This is a genomic window from Sphaerochaeta associata (genome assembly GCF_022869165.1).
Classification (GTDB): Bacteria; Spirochaetota; Spirochaetia; order Sphaerochaetales; family Sphaerochaetaceae; genus Sphaerochaeta; species Sphaerochaeta associata.
This window is the reverse complement of the sequence record NZ_CP094929.1, coordinates 369,047-387,093: the sequence shown is the minus strand read 5'-3', so window position 1 is coordinate 387,093 and position 18,047 is coordinate 369,047. Positions and strand designations below refer to the sequence as shown.

Annotated in this window: 16 protein-coding genes; 6 read left to right on the top strand and 10 right to left on the bottom strand. The window is 48.0% G+C overall.

Annotated features, from left to right (window positions below):
- Nucleotides 1-6: 6 nt before the first annotated feature.
- On the bottom strand, nt 7-2,175 hold the full coding sequence (locus MUG09_RS01810; RefSeq protein WP_244772914.1) for an FAD-dependent oxidoreductase: 2,169 nt from the start codon (nt 2,173-2,175) through the stop codon (nt 7-9).
- Between the two features lie 292 nt (nt 2,176-2,467).
- Here MUG09_RS01810 and MUG09_RS01805 point away from each other — a divergent pair, with 292 nt between their 5' ends.
- On the top strand, nt 2,468-3,277 hold the full coding sequence (locus tag MUG09_RS01805; protein ID WP_483315929.1) for a helix-turn-helix domain-containing protein: 810 nt from the start codon (nt 2,468-2,470) through the stop codon (nt 3,275-3,277).
- Nucleotides 3,278-3,287: 10 nt separating this feature from the next.
- Complete coding sequence (locus MUG09_RS01800; protein ID WP_244772909.1) at nt 3,288-4,181, top strand: helix-turn-helix domain-containing protein; 894 nt, start codon at nt 3,288-3,290, stop codon at nt 4,179-4,181.
- Nucleotides 4,182-4,309: 128 nt separating this feature from the next.
- On the opposite strand, the gene MUG09_RS01795 is transcribed toward MUG09_RS01800, so the two are convergent.
- The 4 genes from MUG09_RS01795 to MUG09_RS01780 form a co-directional block, all read right to left on the bottom strand.
- Nucleotides 4,310-4,732 carry an RloB family protein gene (locus MUG09_RS01795; protein ID WP_244772907.1) on the bottom strand — a complete coding sequence of 141 codons (423 nt, stop codon included), beginning with the start codon at nt 4,730-4,732 and terminating at the stop codon, nt 4,310-4,312.
- 223 nt (nt 4,733-4,955) lie between these two features.
- Nucleotides 4,956-6,188, bottom strand: coding sequence for an AAA family ATPase (locus tag MUG09_RS01790; protein WP_280529401.1), 1,233 nt, complete (start codon nt 6,186-6,188; stop codon nt 4,956-4,958).
- 517 nt (nt 6,189-6,705) lie between these two features.
- Nucleotides 6,706-7,953: a type II toxin-antitoxin system HipA family toxin gene (locus tag MUG09_RS01785; RefSeq protein WP_244772903.1), complete on the bottom strand. Its 1,248-nt coding sequence runs from the start codon at nt 7,951-7,953 to the stop codon at nt 6,706-6,708.
- Nucleotides 7,950-8,258 carry a helix-turn-helix domain-containing protein gene (locus MUG09_RS01780; RefSeq protein WP_244772901.1) on the bottom strand — a complete coding sequence of 103 codons (309 nt, stop codon included), beginning with the start codon at nt 8,256-8,258 and terminating at the stop codon, nt 7,950-7,952. Before MUG09_RS01780 ends, MUG09_RS01785 begins: the two co-directional genes overlap by 4 nt.
- A gap of 258 nt (nt 8,259-8,516) precedes the next feature.
- Between MUG09_RS01780 and MUG09_RS01775 the strand changes: the two genes are divergently transcribed.
- Complete coding sequence (locus tag MUG09_RS01775; RefSeq protein WP_244772893.1) at nt 8,517-9,722, top strand: LuxR C-terminal-related transcriptional regulator; 1,206 nt, start codon at nt 8,517-8,519, stop codon at nt 9,720-9,722.
- Nucleotides 9,723-9,797: 75 nt separating this feature from the next.
- Here the strand turns inward: MUG09_RS01775 and MUG09_RS01770 are convergent, their stop codons facing one another.
- A complete protein-coding gene (locus MUG09_RS01770; RefSeq protein WP_244772884.1) occupies nt 9,798-11,456 on the bottom strand; it encodes a hypothetical protein in 1,659 nt (552 codons plus the stop codon).
- Nucleotides 11,457-11,657: 201 nt separating this feature from the next.
- Nucleotides 11,658-13,259: a phytoene desaturase family protein gene (locus tag MUG09_RS01765; protein WP_244772882.1), complete on the bottom strand. Its 1,602-nt coding sequence runs from the start codon at nt 13,257-13,259 to the stop codon at nt 11,658-11,660.
- Nucleotides 13,260-13,561: 302 nt separating this feature from the next.
- On the opposite strand from MUG09_RS01765, the gene MUG09_RS01760 reads away from it, so the two are divergent.
- Nucleotides 13,562-14,959 carry an ATP-binding protein gene (locus tag MUG09_RS01760; protein ID WP_244772880.1) on the top strand — a complete coding sequence of 466 codons (1,398 nt, stop codon included), beginning with the start codon at nt 13,562-13,564 and terminating at the stop codon, nt 14,957-14,959.
- Between the two features lie 36 nt (nt 14,960-14,995).
- Here MUG09_RS01760 and MUG09_RS01755 read toward each other — a convergent pair whose 3' ends face one another.
- Both MUG09_RS01755 and MUG09_RS01750 read right to left on the bottom strand, forming a co-directional pair.
- Nucleotides 14,996-15,460 carry a GNAT family N-acetyltransferase gene (locus MUG09_RS01755; protein WP_244772878.1) on the bottom strand — a complete coding sequence of 155 codons (465 nt, stop codon included), beginning with the start codon at nt 15,458-15,460 and terminating at the stop codon, nt 14,996-14,998.
- 37 nt (nt 15,461-15,497) lie between these two features.
- Nucleotides 15,498-15,992 carry a GNAT family N-acetyltransferase gene (locus MUG09_RS01750; protein WP_244772876.1) on the bottom strand — a complete coding sequence of 165 codons (495 nt, stop codon included), beginning with the start codon at nt 15,990-15,992 and terminating at the stop codon, nt 15,498-15,500.
- Nucleotides 15,993-16,064: 72 nt separating this feature from the next.
- Here MUG09_RS01750 and MUG09_RS01745 point away from each other — a divergent pair, with 72 nt between their 5' ends.
- Nucleotides 16,065-16,745, top strand: a complete 681-nt coding sequence (locus tag MUG09_RS01745; protein ID WP_244772874.1) for a DUF6796 family protein — start codon at nt 16,065-16,067, stop codon at nt 16,743-16,745.
- A gap of 9 nt (nt 16,746-16,754) precedes the next feature.
- On the opposite strand, the gene MUG09_RS01740 is transcribed toward MUG09_RS01745, so the two are convergent.
- Nucleotides 16,755-17,330, bottom strand: coding sequence for a protein-L-isoaspartate(D-aspartate) O-methyltransferase (locus MUG09_RS01740; RefSeq protein ID WP_244772866.1), 576 nt, complete (start codon nt 17,328-17,330; stop codon nt 16,755-16,757).
- Nucleotides 17,331-17,428: 98 nt separating this feature from the next.
- Here MUG09_RS01740 and MUG09_RS01735 point away from each other — a divergent pair, with 98 nt between their 5' ends.
- Nucleotides 17,429-17,983, top strand: a complete 555-nt coding sequence (locus MUG09_RS01735) for a dihydrofolate reductase family protein (RefSeq protein ID WP_244775349.1) — start codon at nt 17,429-17,431, stop codon at nt 17,981-17,983.
- Nucleotides 17,984-18,047: the final 64 nt, after the last annotated feature.

The following is an 18,047-nucleotide window of genomic DNA, read 5'->3' as shown; positions in this document are numbered from 1 at the left end:
CCTTTTTCAATGAATTCGTATTGCATAGACCCCGGTATGTTCAGAACCGTGGGTCCTCAGAAACCTGATCAACAACGAAGCAGTGTCACAGCACTCGAAACGAACCATCACATGACGCTGGTAATTATCCCGAATTCGACGTACAAGCACATCCTCATCTCCTATGCGGACATACACATCAAAGTCACGAACCAAATTGGGGCTGACACCACTACGCAGCTGGATATTATGGTGGGGATCTACATCAGCGACACGGCTGCTTACCATCTCCTCGCTCAAACCGCAATCAAAGAAGAGTGAGATTGCCGTAATTGACCGCGATTTTTCAAGATTCAGGCGTATGGTCGGCTGCTCTTCCTTTCCAGAGAGCCAGATATGCGCCCGATTATACGGACGGGAATGCCCGTTTATTAGATTCTCAGGTCCATAAGAGACGAATGAACGGATGCTGAGCAGGGGGTGGTGATAGGTGGCAGAATCCCTCAGCCCGCACAACACGCCTACCAAGTCTTTGTTCACGAGTGGAATGGAGACTCCATGCGATGCATGCAAAACAAGCAGGAGATAGGCATCTTCCTTTCTGCTGAATCGAGCTAGGTCAACAGAGGTTCTTCCTTGTTTCAGCTCGAGCATGCCATGAAACCACTCTCCTTGCTTGCTGTTCCTGCTGGGCAGTGCTGCATATCGGTAGGAAACCTGCAACAAGGCCTCCTGCTTGGCATCCAAGAAGAGTGAGGATACGGCCGCCAGCTCGGTAGGAATTGCGAGAAAACAATCCCGATGACAGGACAGAGCCCCGCACTCTTTTCCCGGCAGGCCATCGATGACACTGCTTGCCTCTACATGAATATTCTCGGATATAGTCTCCTGATGATATCCGGGCAGCAGCATATCACCCTCGACAAGCAAGGCTTGTATTCTTGCATAGACGCTCTTGTCAAGCAAATCAGGTGTCTTCAATTGATCGGAAACCAATACACTTGCAGCAGTGCCTGCAGCTTGTCCTGAAAGGGCACACGTATCCATGATTCGAGTGCTGGCGAACGCTGCATGGCTGGCACCAAGGATTCTTCCACATACCAGAAGATTATCCCTTTGCGAGGAGAAGAGACAACGAAGCGGAATGCCGTAAAGGTCGACCGGTATCTGGGTGCAGAAGTCCGCTTTACTGTAAATTCCTTCCGAGGGGTGGAAATCGAGATACCAACCACCATGAAAGGCAACGTCATTAAATGTCCTATTCTGGAGAATATCGGTCTCAGTCAGGACATACTCGGTAACAAAGCGCCTCGATTCCCGTTTACCCGGCAGGCTTCCCGTCCAGTTGAGCTCCAAGGTATCGGCATCGAACTTGCTTGAATTCTTGATGTAGTTGTAGATGCCCAGCGTCAAGCGCTTGAGTTCAAGGGTGATGGAAGCAATCTCGTTGATCGTATCCTTCTGCCCCCCAAATTCGACCCACCAAAAGTCGCAGCCATTGGACTTCTCACTCACCATGCGTCCACCGTTGTTCAGCAATTTCTCTATGTACTCAATCGGGTAGGCATAGGAGGGCGGAACAAAAGCAACAGGCCGGTCCCGCTTGATGAAGGTCATAAGGATGGTGCATCCTTGGGTGGTCGGGTCGAATTGCTCAGGTGCATGCTCTTCGCCATAGGTCCCATTACATTCCTTTCCTATTACATAGGAGAGGCCTGCCGAAGCAGCAATAAAGCCGTCTCCGGTTGCATCCACATATACGGGGGAGCGGAATTGAAACCGTCGTTCAGAGTTGATCTCCAGCGCTGTCAAGGACTGGATATGGCCGTCTTGGTGAGCAACATCCACAACCAGCGTATTGAGGAAAAGTGAAATAGCGTGTTCCTGATAGACTGCATCCAAAAGGATCTCATCCCAGAGGATGGGATTCCCTTCAGGGTTCTTGTACTGATTGGCCAGTTTCAACTCCCCCAGGATCCCCATCTCTTCACTGAAGAGGTTTCCTCCTCCGGTGGACCCACGAGTCCATACTCGTATTTCGCTGGAGCTGTTCCCTCCCAATACGGGACGGTTCTGGATGAGGGAGACGGTTCGACCTTGGCGGGCGGCTGCGATGGCTGCACACACCCCGGCCAAACCTCCGCCGGCTATTGTTATATCTGCAGTGATAGTTACAAGCTTTCCTGGATGGGTCATACCAGAACGCTAGCACACCGCCAGGACGGGCACAATGGAATATTTTGCAGACTATTTTAAATATCCTGCTCTCCTTTGCTCGAAATATACTCAACAATATTATACAAGCCCGAAGAAAAATTTCCCTAGAATGACTCACACTTGTTGTTTGACAACCGACTGATGTCGTGGTACGGTAGAAAGCAGTGAGGGCCAGAATCCCGTGCAAACCATCCAGTCATTGCAAAGATACCTATTTGAACTATCAAATACCTATGATGCTACAATTTGTATTAAAGATTTTACAGGTTTCATGCGACAGGACAAGGCGATTTTCCAAGCGCTCAGCCCCTTTGAAAACCATACATCCGCCTATTGCAACTATGTGAAAAGCAACAAGAAATGCTACCGGGAGTGCTTGGATATGATTCCGAAAATCCTGCGCAAGTGCACAGAGACCAGAAGCACTTTTTCAGGATTCTGTCATGCTGGAAGTTTTGAGTATGTCATCCCCATCATGGACGGAGAGAATATTCTCGGAGCAATTACGTTTGGCGGCTATGCTTCAAACTCCCCTCCCAAGAATAAGAATCACCATGCACTTGCTGAGCGGCATCCGGAGCTGGATGAGTCTTTGCTCGAACAGTTGTACTTGAAAGAACCTGCACTTCCCGATGAACAACACATATCCGTAGTCCTTCGTTCGCTTGAGTTCATCGCCTCCTATCTGGGCTCCTTGGGCAACGGGTATTGTGCAACAGAGAATACGGCCAAACTGCTCACCCAGCCAAAGCAGAAACAGGAAGACGTGCTTGTTGAGCATGCCCTGACGTATATCAAAATGCATGTGACGGAGAAGATCTGCATCGAGGATATCGCGCGATACTGCAACTACAGCAGCTCCTATGTTTCCCGAAACTTCAACAAGGTGGTGGGAATGAATATCAACACCTATATCAACAAGTTGAAGGTGGAGGTTTCCAAGACCTACCTCATTACTTCCAACAAGACTATCGCCGATATTGCCGAAATAGTTGGGTTCGAGGACCTTTCCTATTACAGCAGGGTGTTCTCCTCGTTTCTTGGAATTCCCCCGGCTGAATTTCGTAGAAGATTTACCTAAAGGATAGAGCATGCCAAGCTATAAGATCATAACGTCCTATCTGGAACATGTAAAAACAGCCTACTCTCTTGATGTGACCATCAAGGATTACTCAGGCTTCATCTATACGAGTGAAGACCTCGAACGTGTCATCCGCCCCTATCTTGCCCACTGCAGCCCCTACTGCATGTGCATAAAGGAGACAGAGAACGGGTATCAGCGTTGCTTGGCCCAAAACAAACCTCTCTATCAAAAATGCATGCAACGCAAGCCATTCTTCGGCTATTGCCCTGCCGGCTTGTGTGAGTTGGTTGTCCCTATAGCCTCAAAAACCAAGGTATACGGCTCGATCAACGTTTCTCATTTTGCACTTGAGGAAGGCAAAGGGGATTTCCTAAGGGAGAGACTGCTCAAAAAGGAGCCCGAATCCAGGAAAATTGCAGCTCGATTGTTATATCAGCAGTTTGTTCGTCCTGTTTCAATAGACATCAACGAACTCCAATACTCGCTGGCCTTGCTTGCAGAGTTCCTTGTAGAAATCGTGCGAAATGCAAATGAAGCACAACAACAAAAGGATCCCGAGCTTTCGGATGAGAACAGGGTCCGGGCATACATTGCAGAACATACAGATGACAAGATTCTTGCCCAGCAGGTGATGAGCGCTTGCAATGTTACAAGACTGTCTCTCAAAACTTGCATCGAGAATGCCAATGTAAAAAACTTCAGGGAGTTTGTGAACGGCATACGGCTTGAGCAGAGCGAAAGACTTCTCTTGGAGACCGACAAAACCCCCAAGGAGATTGCAACGTCCCTGGGGTTCAAGGACTACCAGCATTTTTGCAGGTTGTTCCTTGATAAGATTAAGATCACACCTTCGGACTACCAGAAATATTACAAACACGAGAGCCATCCGGGAGAGAGCTGATCAAGAGGACTGTTTAATACAATCTCCATTCTTGAGATAGTATTTCCTCTACAAGCACCCAGAATAATTATCTGGGACCAACTTGTGTCAGGGACATGATAATCCAAACAGGCAGACATAACACTGCATTACACCCTCAACCCATCCTCGTGATATCGCCTCGCTTTCTCGACTACTGATGCAATCAAAGGGTACATTGCTTTGCTTAACTTGAAAACTTCAGTGGAGCCATACAACACCTCATCACCAATTGCCCTGAAGTTGATACGAGCATTCTGTATTGCATCCCCAATAAGCACAGGATGTTTCCTGCTGTCAAAGCCTCCAGGGATTCCGGCATTCACCAAATTCTTCCATTCAGAACACCCCTGCAATGGTATTGTCCATGCAGCATCGCTGAAAACATGATAATAAAGCCAGACTTCAAAACATGGATTGCTTTCTGCTACGAACCAACCGGGCCGGCTTCGACAGAGGCTTTTCAGTTCAGGAATTGCCTCTCCCCATGCATCGGTATCGATGACAAACCATACCTGATCACCTTCAACCAATTCATACTTTGCAGGAAAACCTTCACCATCGATACCCCTGCATGCTTATTCATAAAGACCCAATGGAGAGTTATTACCTTGAGAATCGGCAGGAAGCACCTCAACATTTATTTTTGAGCTGATCTCCTTGAAATACCTGAAATAGTGATGCTCCCTTCGACTGCCTTCACAATATATTACAAAAAGTGTTGCATCCCTATCCGGTAGCTTACGTTCATATACCCTACTCTTTAAAATCATAAGCATCCCAATTAAGGTCTTTCAGATTGGCAAGGAAGGGTATGGCGCCATACCTGCCGGATAGGTATCCTTTTCGTATATCGATTGTGTTGTGAACCTTGAAATCACAGAGAGAATACAGGTCGGTCCCCCCCAGGCTATCCTTCTCGGCAAACCAGATTTCATCCAGCCTGAAAAGTTCCTGATCGAGCAGATTAGATTCATGCGTGGTAAAAATCAACTGTCCCTTTGAACCGTCATCTGCAGAAAATTTTCCTAAGAGTTCCTTGATAAGGATGGGATGAATGCTTCGCTCAATCTCATCAATAAAATACGTCATATCCTTCGTCAAAACATCCTTGAATGCAGGAAGATAGTCCATCAGTCGGACAGATCCATCGGATTCTTCCAACAAATCGAATACCACCGCCTGTCCGTTCTTGTCCACATGCTCTGTTTTCAACTGCTTGATTACGACAGTATCTTCTTCTTGTACAGCAACAAGCTCTTCACCTGAATTTGTACGCAAGCCGAGAATCCCTGAAGAGCTCTCTGCTAGTTTTTGCATCAGAGTCTCCATCTCATCCTTGTTGTCATCACCGAAGAAAGCTTGTATAGGCTTCTTTATGACCTGGAGTTTCTTTATTCCAACACTGAATGTGCACATGATCTGCTCGGCATAACGATGAAACTCCGCATCCACATCAAGCTTGTGCGCAAGCCCGCTCGGTTTCATAGTTGGAGAAATAATCACCAAATTATTCTCAAACCACTCATATGCACGTTTGGTATCCATGAGCAGAGGATTATCTAGCTTAGCTAAAATCTTCAGAGATGTCTTGTTATGTTTGACCAGGTTGTTCTCAAGAATCCCTTTTAAGATAGGACCTTCCGGATGTTTCTCAAATTTATCAGAAAACGTGAGTGTCGTCTTGAATTTTTCATCAGTGCTCCGTTCAAACACCAACCTATCATCCTGTTTGCCAAGCCCGGAAATATAGAGCTCCTCCTTCAAGACAGACTGATCACTGAACTCCAAGGCATAGATGTAGGGGACATCAAAACTAATGAATTCTACAGCCAAAGCTGAAGGGACATCTGTAGTATGGAAGTGCTTCATCCTCCTCAGGACCATCGTACTGGGAAGGTCGGACGAAACCACAATTTTTCGAAGGAAGGAAAGCGCATGAAGCAAGTTCGATTTACCCGCACCATTAGCTCCATAGAGTGAGGCCATTTTCAACAACTCAATACCTTGTTTCTGATATTTATGACCTTTCAGCCTTGTGAACCGCGGAGCAGGAATCATATTGAATTCCTTCTCTTCCCCGAATGAGTACATATTTCGTATCATACATCGTATAAACATATACGTGATTATATCACTTTATTATAAATTTACAAAGAACAAATCCACATAATACTTGGTAATTATCATATTGAATGTGATTTTTTCACTCAATGAATTCTGAATCCTAGCAAGAAACCAAGAATCCTGTAATACGTTATCCTCCAATCACCCTAAGACAACTCGCCCATCGAATGAACTCATACGTTCCTAATTCCGGGAGATAGGCCGCTTCTTGTATCGAGCACATAATTTGACAGGCTCATATTATTTACTTATATTACAAAGCATTCTCAGAAAAGAGACGGTACTCCGTATGCAACATCCGCTCTGCATGATTCTTAACTACTGAACGCCAGCTCCTCCCTTTCCCCACCCCCGATACAATCAAAGAATGCATTGCATCTCATTTCACTTGGGGAATTTCCTGCATCCTCTTGGCGATCAACTCTATCATCTCCTGGCTCACCCCGTACTGCTTTGCCAAAGAAGACCAAGAAGAAAGAGCAAATCGAGTTTGATCAATAATCTCTGTGATGTAAGCCTTCGTCAGCTTTGCCTCAAGTCCCAAACGCATCAATTGCTGCACCCCGGGATTCCTTCCCTCGCCCATAACCATAGTGCTTTGTTCTCCACCAGGCCCGTATGAGAAGGTAAGATCGTAAGCCGGTGACAGGCTCCAAGTACCTTTCGCATCCATCAAGAAACTGAAGTTCTTGGAATGGTCATCACGGTTGTGAGCAAGCACATTGAACACCGCAAGCCTATACATCCTCTGGACTTCACGGATGTCCCGAGTCAGCATGGAGGTAAGTGTAAGCAAATCTTGATAATCCAAAGAAGGGGCGCGGAAATCAGCATGCAGCAATCCACAAGCAGTATGCATATGAAAACGCCTATCACCATCACGATCAAACCGTTTGCAGGCAAAATACCCTGGACCTCGCTTGGCTGGAAATAGATGTACTTCAGGCATGTGCACCCCTGCTTCCTTGGCCATCAGGGCATAGACATATTCAACCGAGCCAGCATCAAGACCATCCTGGGTATTGGGGAATTTCACCAACCAAGGCGAATACCCTTCCTGAACGTTCATCCCTCCATGGATGATCGACTCGTGGTCCTGAGAAACACCAATCAAAGCCTTGGGCCTTGCACCAGAGGAAGAACCATTGAGTATCAGTAGTTCTTGCAATACTTCTGAAGAAGTACCCTTCAGGATTTCTTCTACCTGATAGGCAACACAATCAAGATTGAGAGAAGCGTCGGGTAGGTCCATTGAGAATTCCGGTTCATAGACCAAGGCACCAAGGCCTTGACTGCCGACAGAGGCCAATCTATCCAGAGGAGTAATTTCCGAAGCCAACCGTCCCTTGGATTGTGCAAAACGATCAAACAAGAGGCGACCCCAACCATCCGGAAGACTGTCATTGAATACACCCGGCAAACCTTCAAACAGGCTATTGCCAAAGCTTGTTACTCCTGGTTTTAAAGGAAGCATGAATGGGGAGATCTCCAATCCTCTCTGTATAAAAGAAGACTCGTAAGCAAAATAGATGGTCCTCTCACGTAGGGCCAGACGGCCAACAGGAATCCTATCATTTGCAAAATTGAGTTTTACGTTAATTGCAGATGCCGAAGGAAGTGCCTTCATGTTCGTCTTCCTCTCTTTCGCTTAGGCGCATTATTGAGGGCAATAACCTCATCGATGGAACTAAATGGAATTGTTTCCATCTTTGTAGCTTTTACTACATTGTCCAACATACCCAAGACCATCAGCAACTTCAAGAATGATTCCAAAGAGATCACCCCCTGCTGCTCGAACTTACGCAACGTCGAAAGGGGAACCCCTGAACGGGATGAAAGTTCTTCTTGGGTGAGGTTGCGTTGCAATCTGTGTTCACGGATATTTTCAGCAAGTAAACGTTGAGCTTTTGATGGAGATATAAGTGCTATCATAATATTCTTTAACTCCAAATATCATACATTACTAACATTATAGTAGTATTTCATATAATCATCAATGGCAACTTAGAGAGTGAGAACTAGAAATCAACAACTCTTGAATCTCCACACCATGAATCATCATCAGTGAATTTTTCCAATAGTTGGGATACCTATCCTAAAGGAGCTAAGATTTTTCATAAATTAGCAAGTCCTGCTAGTATCACCAATAGCGGTATAACCTATCTCATGGTAGGATGGAATCACCTACCTATGCTATATGCAATAATTTCGAGCTTTGCCTGTAGCGCATACATCTGCCTCGCAATCCTGATTCTTGTGTTCGGAAAGAACTCCCCAACACAACGAGCTTTTGCACTCTTTTGTGCAACCCTCACCCTCTGGTCCTTCGGCAGCATCGGCCAGCATCTTCTCAAAGATAGCATCTGGGTTTCTCTCTTCGACCGCATCTATTTTACCGGATCCGAGCTCTTCATCCTGACCGGCATACTCTTCGCACTCACGCTCACCGAAGGGTGGACATCACGGGTATACAGATTGATTCTGCTTGGAATTACTGTGCGCATGGCACTCTACCAGACAGCCAACTGGGGCTGGAACCTGCTGTCGCAGGACTTCCCCTCGGGCTTCTGGTTTGTCTCCCACCAACTGTTTTGTGCACTGGAGTCCCTCTTCATTCCCCTCATCGTCTACCGCTGGGGACGAGCATCCTCGCTCTATCGGCAGAAAATCCAAGCAAACATCATTGTAGTCAGCACCATCAGCGGAACAGTAATCGGAGTACTGGTGGACTTCCTTTCGGGAACCGGAGGGAAGAATCCGATTTCGTGCACCATCCCCCTGTTCTGGGTGGGAGCAATCTGCTTTGCAATCTTGCGGTACGGACTGATGCGCTTCACCCCTGCACAGATACATCGTGAGCTTGTCGACCGCATGAACCGCCCTGTCTTCATGATCGACCGTTCATGGACCATCACCGACCTCAACGATAACGCAAAACGACTCATCGGACCATCAAAACCACCCATTGCCATGCAGCAGGTATTCTGTGACAACGAAGCAATAGAAAAGCGGGCGGCGGCGGTCATGCAGACAGAGACCACCGAGTTCTCCCATACCGGATTCATCCGATCGACCAACGGCAACCTCATTCCGATTGTAACCAACTTCTCCATCATACGTGATGCATGGGGAGGGAGCATCGGAATCCTTGGCGTCTGCCACCCGCAGTTCGACCTAGAGGACTTCATCCGACGATACAGCCTCAGTGAACGGCAGACCGATATCCTTCGACACATCCTCAGCGGCAATTCCCAAGCCCAGACAGCCGACGCCCTGTGCATCAGCCTGGCAACGGTAAAAACCCACACAACAGGCCTGTACAACCGCCTCGGCATATCCAGCCGCAGCGAACTCTACGCCCTGCTTCAAGGAGAGAAACCAAAAGACATCTCATAGCACCAGACGGACAATCCTACCCTTCACCTGCCGATGAAGGGTAGGATGACACATAAACCCTACACAAAAGAACGGCTAAAGAACCGTTGTCATCTCGCCTCTGCTCGAAACAAACTCGCCCGTAACGGAATACACTCCCAGTGTCTGCTCGGGCGTACGGTAATCAACGGACACTACCGAACCACTCACGGTGCCTTTCACATACGAGCCGAATTCGGTTCCATACTTGGAGAATGTCACAGAAACACCATCGACTGCGCTTAGATCCCCATGCTTCAGAACATCCGGCTCATCACCAGGGTTGTCAACAATAACTGGGTTGTGAAAGTTGCCTACAGCATTGAAGTCCTTCCTGAACCCGTAACCATCCGCGATCTTTCCGGTGAACAGGCACCCGTCGTACGCTTGATCGAGGACAACGGTATCGCTGGTGACGCCCCACGGCCCGAATGCCGCCGTCATATGCTCGTCCCATGATTCACCACCCAGCGGGAACATATCCAGTTCAGCATCAATGTCCAGCGGAACGGAGGAGGCAAGCATGAAGCTTCCCATCTGATAATCATCAGGATCTTTTTCCATGAACATTTCCAGATGGATCGGTACATTATACTCAGGGAACGTACCAAACGCATCGAAGCCCGAATCCTCGGCCGGGCCGCTGGTCATCCAGAAGTGATAGACATCGTTCTCGTCATCGATGTTGATGAAGGTCAACTCCATCCATCCGCCGGTACCGGAAATTGGATCCACAAGGAAGGCTTTCGTATCAGAGGAAAGACTGCCATCGAATTGTTTGACCTTCACCGATACGGTGTGCCATCCCAACGGGAAACCCTCACCATCGATCTCGAAAACATCCCCATCAGCCCCTGCGACCATCATGCCATCGAGATACCACTGATATGCAGCGGCATCAGCAGGGGCGGCGAAAAAAGATTGGGAGTTTGCACACTCCAACACAAAATCGTGGGATGAAATAGAAACCTCGAAAGGATTTCTCAGGTTGTTGACGATGGAGAGAGACAGCCCCAGCGGTGATACCGGGACTGTCTCGGAAGCAGAACTTTCCTGGCCTGCAAGGATGCGTACCTCATGAAAATTCCCTGCAAAGACCTGCATGCCATTCTTCAGCACGTAGCTGAAGTCATAGTAGCCGGTGGGAACCTCGTCAACGGTGATGGTTGCCGTCGAACCTGTGATGCTGATATCCGACGCAGCCACTGAAGCAGGGACACTTGCCGATTCGGCAGTCAGATACGCCTCCAAAGAAGGAGAGTCGATCAGATTTCCCGTCCAATCGAGGGTGAAGGTAAAGCTCCCATTTCCAGTGAGAGGAACGACCGATATCGAAGTTTGTGTCATTTTTCCCGGCTGGACGACAACCGTCGACGAACCCTCGCCGATTTTCACACGGGGGGAATCGTTGTTGTACGCCTCAACTGTCACCACCCAGGTTCCCGAGAGAATGCCGGTGAAGCTATGCGTATCGGCAGTAACATCGACAGGTCCGATTTGGTAATCGGAGCCCACCCGATTGGCCCTGATGTTCCAAAGATCCACCTCCATATCCAATAGAGGGGCGATGGTTCGTGCAGCAATCCTGTCTTGTAGGATTATTTCCAACGACCCGAGCTGTGTGTCCCCACCTCCGAAATCACACGCGACAAACGCCGCTACAGACACCAATAACGCCAGCAATACGATACACCCGGTCTTGATATGATGCATCATGATTCAATCCTCCTGTGGAGGTTGAAAACCAGGGAACCAACAAGCAATGATGCACAACCTTGTTGTCTGACATTGAAGGTCTCTTGTCCAACCCTGGCCAAACGATACAACCACATCGGAGCGTCGCCTTCCTACCAAAGTATGATTATGCAGGATTTTGTCGCAAAACCAGTAGCATGAGACCTATGTTGGATGGGAAGGTTAGCCGGAGAGCTTGGCATGCACCAAGTCGGCTGCCATCTTAGCCGTCATGATGCAGGTAGGAAGCCCTGCCGGGCTTACCGTCCACTGCCCCGCCCGGTAGACATCAGGCATGGGGGTGGTGATGGCCTTCTTCATATTCAGCATTCCGGCCTCGATGGGAATCTTCTGTTCAAAGGACCAGCCGACGATGGCCCCCTCCGAGCACGCAAACTTTCTTTGGATGCTCAGCGGACTTGCCGTGAAGGAGAAAAGAATATGCTCACTCAGAGTTGGATAAACCGACTCAGAGAGAGATGCAACCATCAACTCAGTGATACGCTTTTCAAACTGCTCATACCATCCGCCCTCCTCAATCTTTCGCGTAAGCTCGTAGTCGAAGAGGAAACTGACGACAAGCCCTGTTTTACCCTCTGGAGCTGCGCTGCTGTCGTTGAGGACAGGGATGGAGATCTCGTAGGTGTTCAGGCGGCAGAAAGCCTCCAGCCAAGTATAGAACCGCTCTCGATCCAGAGTATCCCAATCAGAGAGCAACGCAGCAAGATCCGCTCGATGAAGCTCGCCCAAGCCCTTCCTCGATGGAGTGTAGAAGAAATGTCCTTCCGAAATACCGGCAAAGTACGAAGGCGCCAAATCGACGGCTACAAAGAGCGTGAACACCGACTCAGCACCCCGACTGGAAAGAATTCGCTTCTGCTCACGAAGTATTGCCTCAGTCTCTTTGGCACCATACCCCTCAAAGGAAAGAGTGCTGTATAGGCGCTTCAAGTCGGCACACCAAATCAACTTGTCATAGGAGTACTGGTTGCCATTACCATCGGTAAGTGTCTTGTGATACGCATCGACGCTCACCACTTCTGTCATGGTCCTGACCTCGGAGCCCAACTCAATCAAACGCTGCTGCAGTGCCTTGGGAATGCTTCCTACACCCCCCTTGGGGTAATGGTAATCCGGATAGAGGGAAAAGTAGCTCATGGCAAAAAAAGCAGGAGTCTTCTTGAAGAAATGCTGGGAGATGATGTCCCTGAGGGCTTGGTTCTCCAAAAGATGTCCAAGGAACTGCTCCATGGGAAGACGCATGCGCATAATGGCAGCCCCGGTGGCCAAAAAACATGCAAACCAAACAATAAAGGTGGTCAAATAGTAACGAATGTCACGCTTGGCATCCTTGAAAAAGGGGCTGTCACTGCCGAAGAGGACCTGCATGTACACATCAAATTTGGCAATGACCTTGATGACCTTCTCTACATCGGCTGTACTCTCGGGATAGAGCTCCTTGAGCAGCTTCTCATAGTCGGTGAGGCTCTGCTTGGTGTCAGCCTTGATGATCTTGTCCTCAACACCCAGGGAAACCTTGCTTGGCAATAGAGGAAGGTCGATCTTAAGCTCTTCGAGCATTGGCTTGACCATGCCGGCATTCTCGACCGCCCGTATCCCCCCGTCAAAGAGGAATCCATCCCGCTCGAAGCTGTTGACCAGACCGCCGGAGGTTGCATGCTTTTCCAGCACCAGCACCTTGTGGCCGCGCATGGCAAGCGAGGTTGCTGCAGTCAGACCGGAAATACCTGCACCTACAATGATGATCCTCTTCTGTTCAGACACTTGGCTCGCCTCCAGGCCGAATACGGAGAAATTTTCAACAGTATAACATGAGCTTTCGCCACCAAGAGATTGAATAAAGTCCTAAAGCTATACTTTTTTGCGAGAAATCCTTTCCCAACAAAAGGCACTCCTCGTCGAACCCATTGCGGCGGGAGAAAGCAAGGGCGCCTTCATTCTCTTTCATTTCCCCAAACAAATTTTCCAAGGTGTCTATCGCAAAATGGATGAATAAAATGCTTTATTTTTAGGGAATTACGAGTATAATACTCATAAGTATAATATATAAGATTCAGGAGATTGCTATGTTTATCGGACGAGAAAAAGAACTATCCTTGCTTGAAACACTGCATTCCTCAAGTAAATTCGCCTACTTGGTGCTGTATGGAAGAAGGCGTATAGGAAAAACATCCCTGCTAAAGGAATTTTCCAAGAGCCACTCGGTGATCTTCTATTCGGCCCAGGCAAAAAACGATAGCCTGAATCTTGCTGATTTTTCCAAAACACTACAGATGTATTTCACCGGGACTACGTTTGGTACTTTCTCGGATTGGAAGGCTGCTTTCACATACATAACCAGTCAAGTATCAGAGAAACGAATAACACTCATTATTGATGAGTTTCCATTCATCGCAGAGGTCAATCCAACTATCAAATCAATTCTGCAGCATACAATCGATCACCAGTGGAAAGAAAAGAACCTCTTCCTCATTCTTTGTGGATCAAGCGTGAGTTTTATGGAAACGGAGGTAATGGGTTCAAAGAGCCCGCTATATGGTCGCAGTACAAGTAATTTGGAACTGCAAAGCTTTGACTACCTGCAGAGTGCCGCTTTCTTTCCGAATTACTCAAACGAAGAGAAATTACTCAGCTATGGAATACTCGGAGGCATCCCATGTTACCTTCAAGCCTTTAGTGATGCATCACCCTTGGCACAAAACATAGCGCAGAACATCCTCAGTATGGGCTCGTTCTTGAAAGATGAGACGCAAAACTTATTAAAAATGGAACTTCGAGAGCCTGCTGTCTACAACAGCATTTTCGAGGCTATTGCAACTGGTTCGAGCCGTCTCAATGATATTGCACAAAAAATTCATGAAGAACAATCGAAATGTTCCAAGTATATCGGAACACTCAAAACCATGAAGCTGATTGAGAAAATTACTCCTTCAGGTGAGAAGGCATCGAGCAAAAAGAGCATCTATATGATTTCCGACAACTTCTTTATGTTCTGGTATCATTTCATCTTCTCGAATAGAAGCTATTATGAGTTACTCGGAGAAAATGAATCAGCCCAAGAAATCATGGAACAGCTCCCGCTTTATATGGGCGGAATTTTTGAGAAAATTTGCACAGAATACCTGGTCAGGCTCGCAAAACTCAAGAAACTTCCCTTCATACCCCATACTATCGGTAGATGGTGGGGAAGCGATCCGAGGACGAAGAAGGAGAATGACATCGATATCCTCGCTTGGGACAAACATCATCAGAATGCCATATTTTGTGAATGCAAATTCCGAAACAAGCCCTTTGCCATGGATGAATACAATGATTTCATGCGTGCTACCGAAATTCACACCAAAGCCGAGCATCGATTCTATTATCTGTTCAGCAAATCAGGTTTTTCTGAATCGGTGACGACCAGAGCTCAAAATGAAGGGGTCATACTCGTCAATCTTGATGATTTATTCCTTGTCATGTAAGCGTAATGGTCTGAACACTCATCACCAAGGTCGGAGTCACTTAGCTTCCCTGGTTGAAAACTCCCTTCCCAGCAGCAGGTACTCCTCGTCGAATCCATTGTGGCGGTAGAATGCAAGGGCTCGGGTGTTCTCTTTCATCACCCCGACTTCAATCTCATTGAAACCCAGCTCTCGCGCCACCTGCATCGCGTACTCGATCAATGCCTTGCCTATCTTCTGATTCCGATATTCCTGGCTCACCACCAGTTCGTTGACCAAGACTGTACCTTTCTTGTGGAAGAACGAACGGTAGAACACCAAGGAGAGGAAACCCACCACCTCGCCCTCAAAGCTATAGACATAGTTCTGGTAGATATCGGGGTATCGCTGCATCGCTTGGTACTGCAGCAGATAGTGTGCATGATCAAGATCAAACTCTTCACCCAAATTGGAAGCCAGTTGCAGGATCAGAGAGCGGACAGCACTGATATCCTGCTCTTCCATCGTTCGAATACCTATCATGAAACACCTCCGAAAGCGAGCATACCACGGGTATTTCTCACGTGCCAGAGCAAGGATGGATAATTCGTTTCTCAAATCTTGCGAGTACAATTCCCTCTTCAGTTTTCACACGTCTGCCGGTATCCTTGAATCCAGCTTTGGTATAGCAAGTACGATTCTTTTCCAAATCCTGAGGGAACTCAACGGAGAAAAGCGTTGCATCTGCAAGCTCATGCTCGCACAGTGCTATCGCCTTGCGACCAATACCTTGGTTCTGCCTCTCAGGGGCGATAAAAAGTCTCTGCAGATAGTACTCACGCTCTATTTCATTGGTCATGGTTGCATAGAGGATGCCTCCGATAATCTGAGCATCGTCAAGAATACAGAAGCAATGATATTGAGGGGAGAAAAGCCTCGTCCTTATGTCCTCAGGCCCACGCAGGTACGGATTGCCTGCATCGTGATGTCTTTCCCATAATGGGAGGAACGCTTCTTTTTGGAGCGTCCATAGTATTTCAACGTCCTTGGTCTCAGCTGGTCGTAGGGTAATCATCGGCTTAAAGGCAAGCATACCATGAGAGAAGAGAACTTGACAGATTCCTTGTACAGGCATACAACGAAACTCATGCCAGGAACAACAAAACTCAATCGCTTCATGGGTATCAGCGCAATCATCGCAGCAGTATTGCTTACCGCTGCTGATTATCTTTTGGAATTTCACAAGGAGTACGGAGTCTCTTCATCGATTGTAGAGACCGCATGGCTGGAAATGCCCCCCTGGCGCTTTACCGTTTCCATGTACTTCTGCATGTTCGCAATACCCTTCTACCTCATGGGCTTTTGGTTGGTCTACAAGGCGGTGAGCAAGACTAATAAAACCCTGGGCATACTTATTTTCATCCTCTTCTCTTTCGGAACGGTGATGGGCTCTCCCTTCATCCATGGAGTGATGAGCATCAACCCATTCATCTACCGCTTTGGCATGCAAAACGGATTACGTCACGAAGCTCTGGTTGGATTTATCGAGGGGACACTGACAAAAACCATCCTGCCGGTATTTCTTGTCCATTACCTGGTCACCTGGGTCATAGCTCCCCTGTTGTTGTTCATCCACATCATCGGGGGCAAGAGCGTGTTCAAACGCTGGACGGCACTGCTCAATCCCTTGGCCTTTCTGCTTGTCGGAGTAGTCGGCCTTCTGGTGTACCCCAAGCTGTTTGTCTATCTGGCACCGGGTTCGATCAACAAGGGCAATGTGGCCATGTTTGCCTTGGCGACAGCAACGATGTGGAACGAAGAAAAGTAGCAAGAACAATCAGCTATACTTGCCGACCAACTCCACAAAGGCAACATCCAGCAGCTTTTTCTGCTCTATGTTGCCTTCACTGTCTTTGGTGACCTGCATCAATTCCTGCCAACCCAAGGGACCTACAGGGATGATCATGATGCCTCCGGGAGCAAGTTGCTCAATCAAAGGAAGCGGCATCCGTTTGGCAGCAGCAGTCACCATGATCCGGTCATAGGGAGCATGCTCGGCCCAGCCGAGGCTCCCGTCTCCAACCTTGTAGTGGATGTTGTGGTAGCCTAATCCACGAAGACGTTCTTTTGCCTGCTTCTGCAGCTCTGCAAGCAGCTCAACGGTATAGAGCTCAGCACAGAACTCAGCGAGAAATGCACTTTGGTATCCGCTTCCGGTACCAATCTCAAGTACCTTTTGGTTTTTCTTGAGATCAAGCTGTTGTGTCATATACAGGACAAGGCTTGGTTGACTGATCGTCTGTCCCAGCCCTATAGGCAAAGGCCTATCAAGCTTTGCAAGGCCTTTGTACTGCATACCCAGAAAGAGGGAGCGGTCGAGCGAGGTGAAGAACTGGAGCAAGGCTTCGTCCATGGAATAATGATACTACTCAAATCATCAGGATGAAAGATTGGCTCGTGATGCCATGCTTCGCTATAGTAGAAGAAAAGAATCAGGGAGGAACCTCTGTGATGAAAACCCAGTACTATACCGCTGCAACCCTCGATGGCTTTCTCGCCACTGAAGACGACTCCCTTGCGTGGTTGTTCCCACTAGGAGAGTTGGACAGCAGCAGCTATCCGGCCTTTATTGCCGAGGTGGGAGCCTTGGCGATGGGCTCCTCCACCTATGAGTGGATGCTTGACAATATCGAGCAGGTACGCGAGGAAACCGGAGAAGCTTGGCCCTACACACAACCGGTATGGGTATTCACCACCCGAACACTTCCAACAGTTGAGGGTGCCGATATTCACTTTGTACAGGGCGATGTACGAGCAGTACATGAGGCTATGCGCAACATTGCTGGAGAAAAGAACATTTGGATTGTCGGCGGTGGAGACCTTGCCGGACAATTCCATGACGCTGGCCTGCTCGACGAGCTCATTATTCAGATTGGTTCGGCTACGCTTGGAAGCGGGAAGCCTTTGTTTCCCAGAAGGGTGCTGAGTCCGGTCTTGCAGCTTACCTCAGTGCAGCAACCGGGAAAGAACATGGTTGAGCTGAGGTACTCGATACAGAGAGAATAAGCAACAACTCGTCTTTTTTACCCATTATTTTCTCACTCTACTTACATTTTTTACCCTTATATTT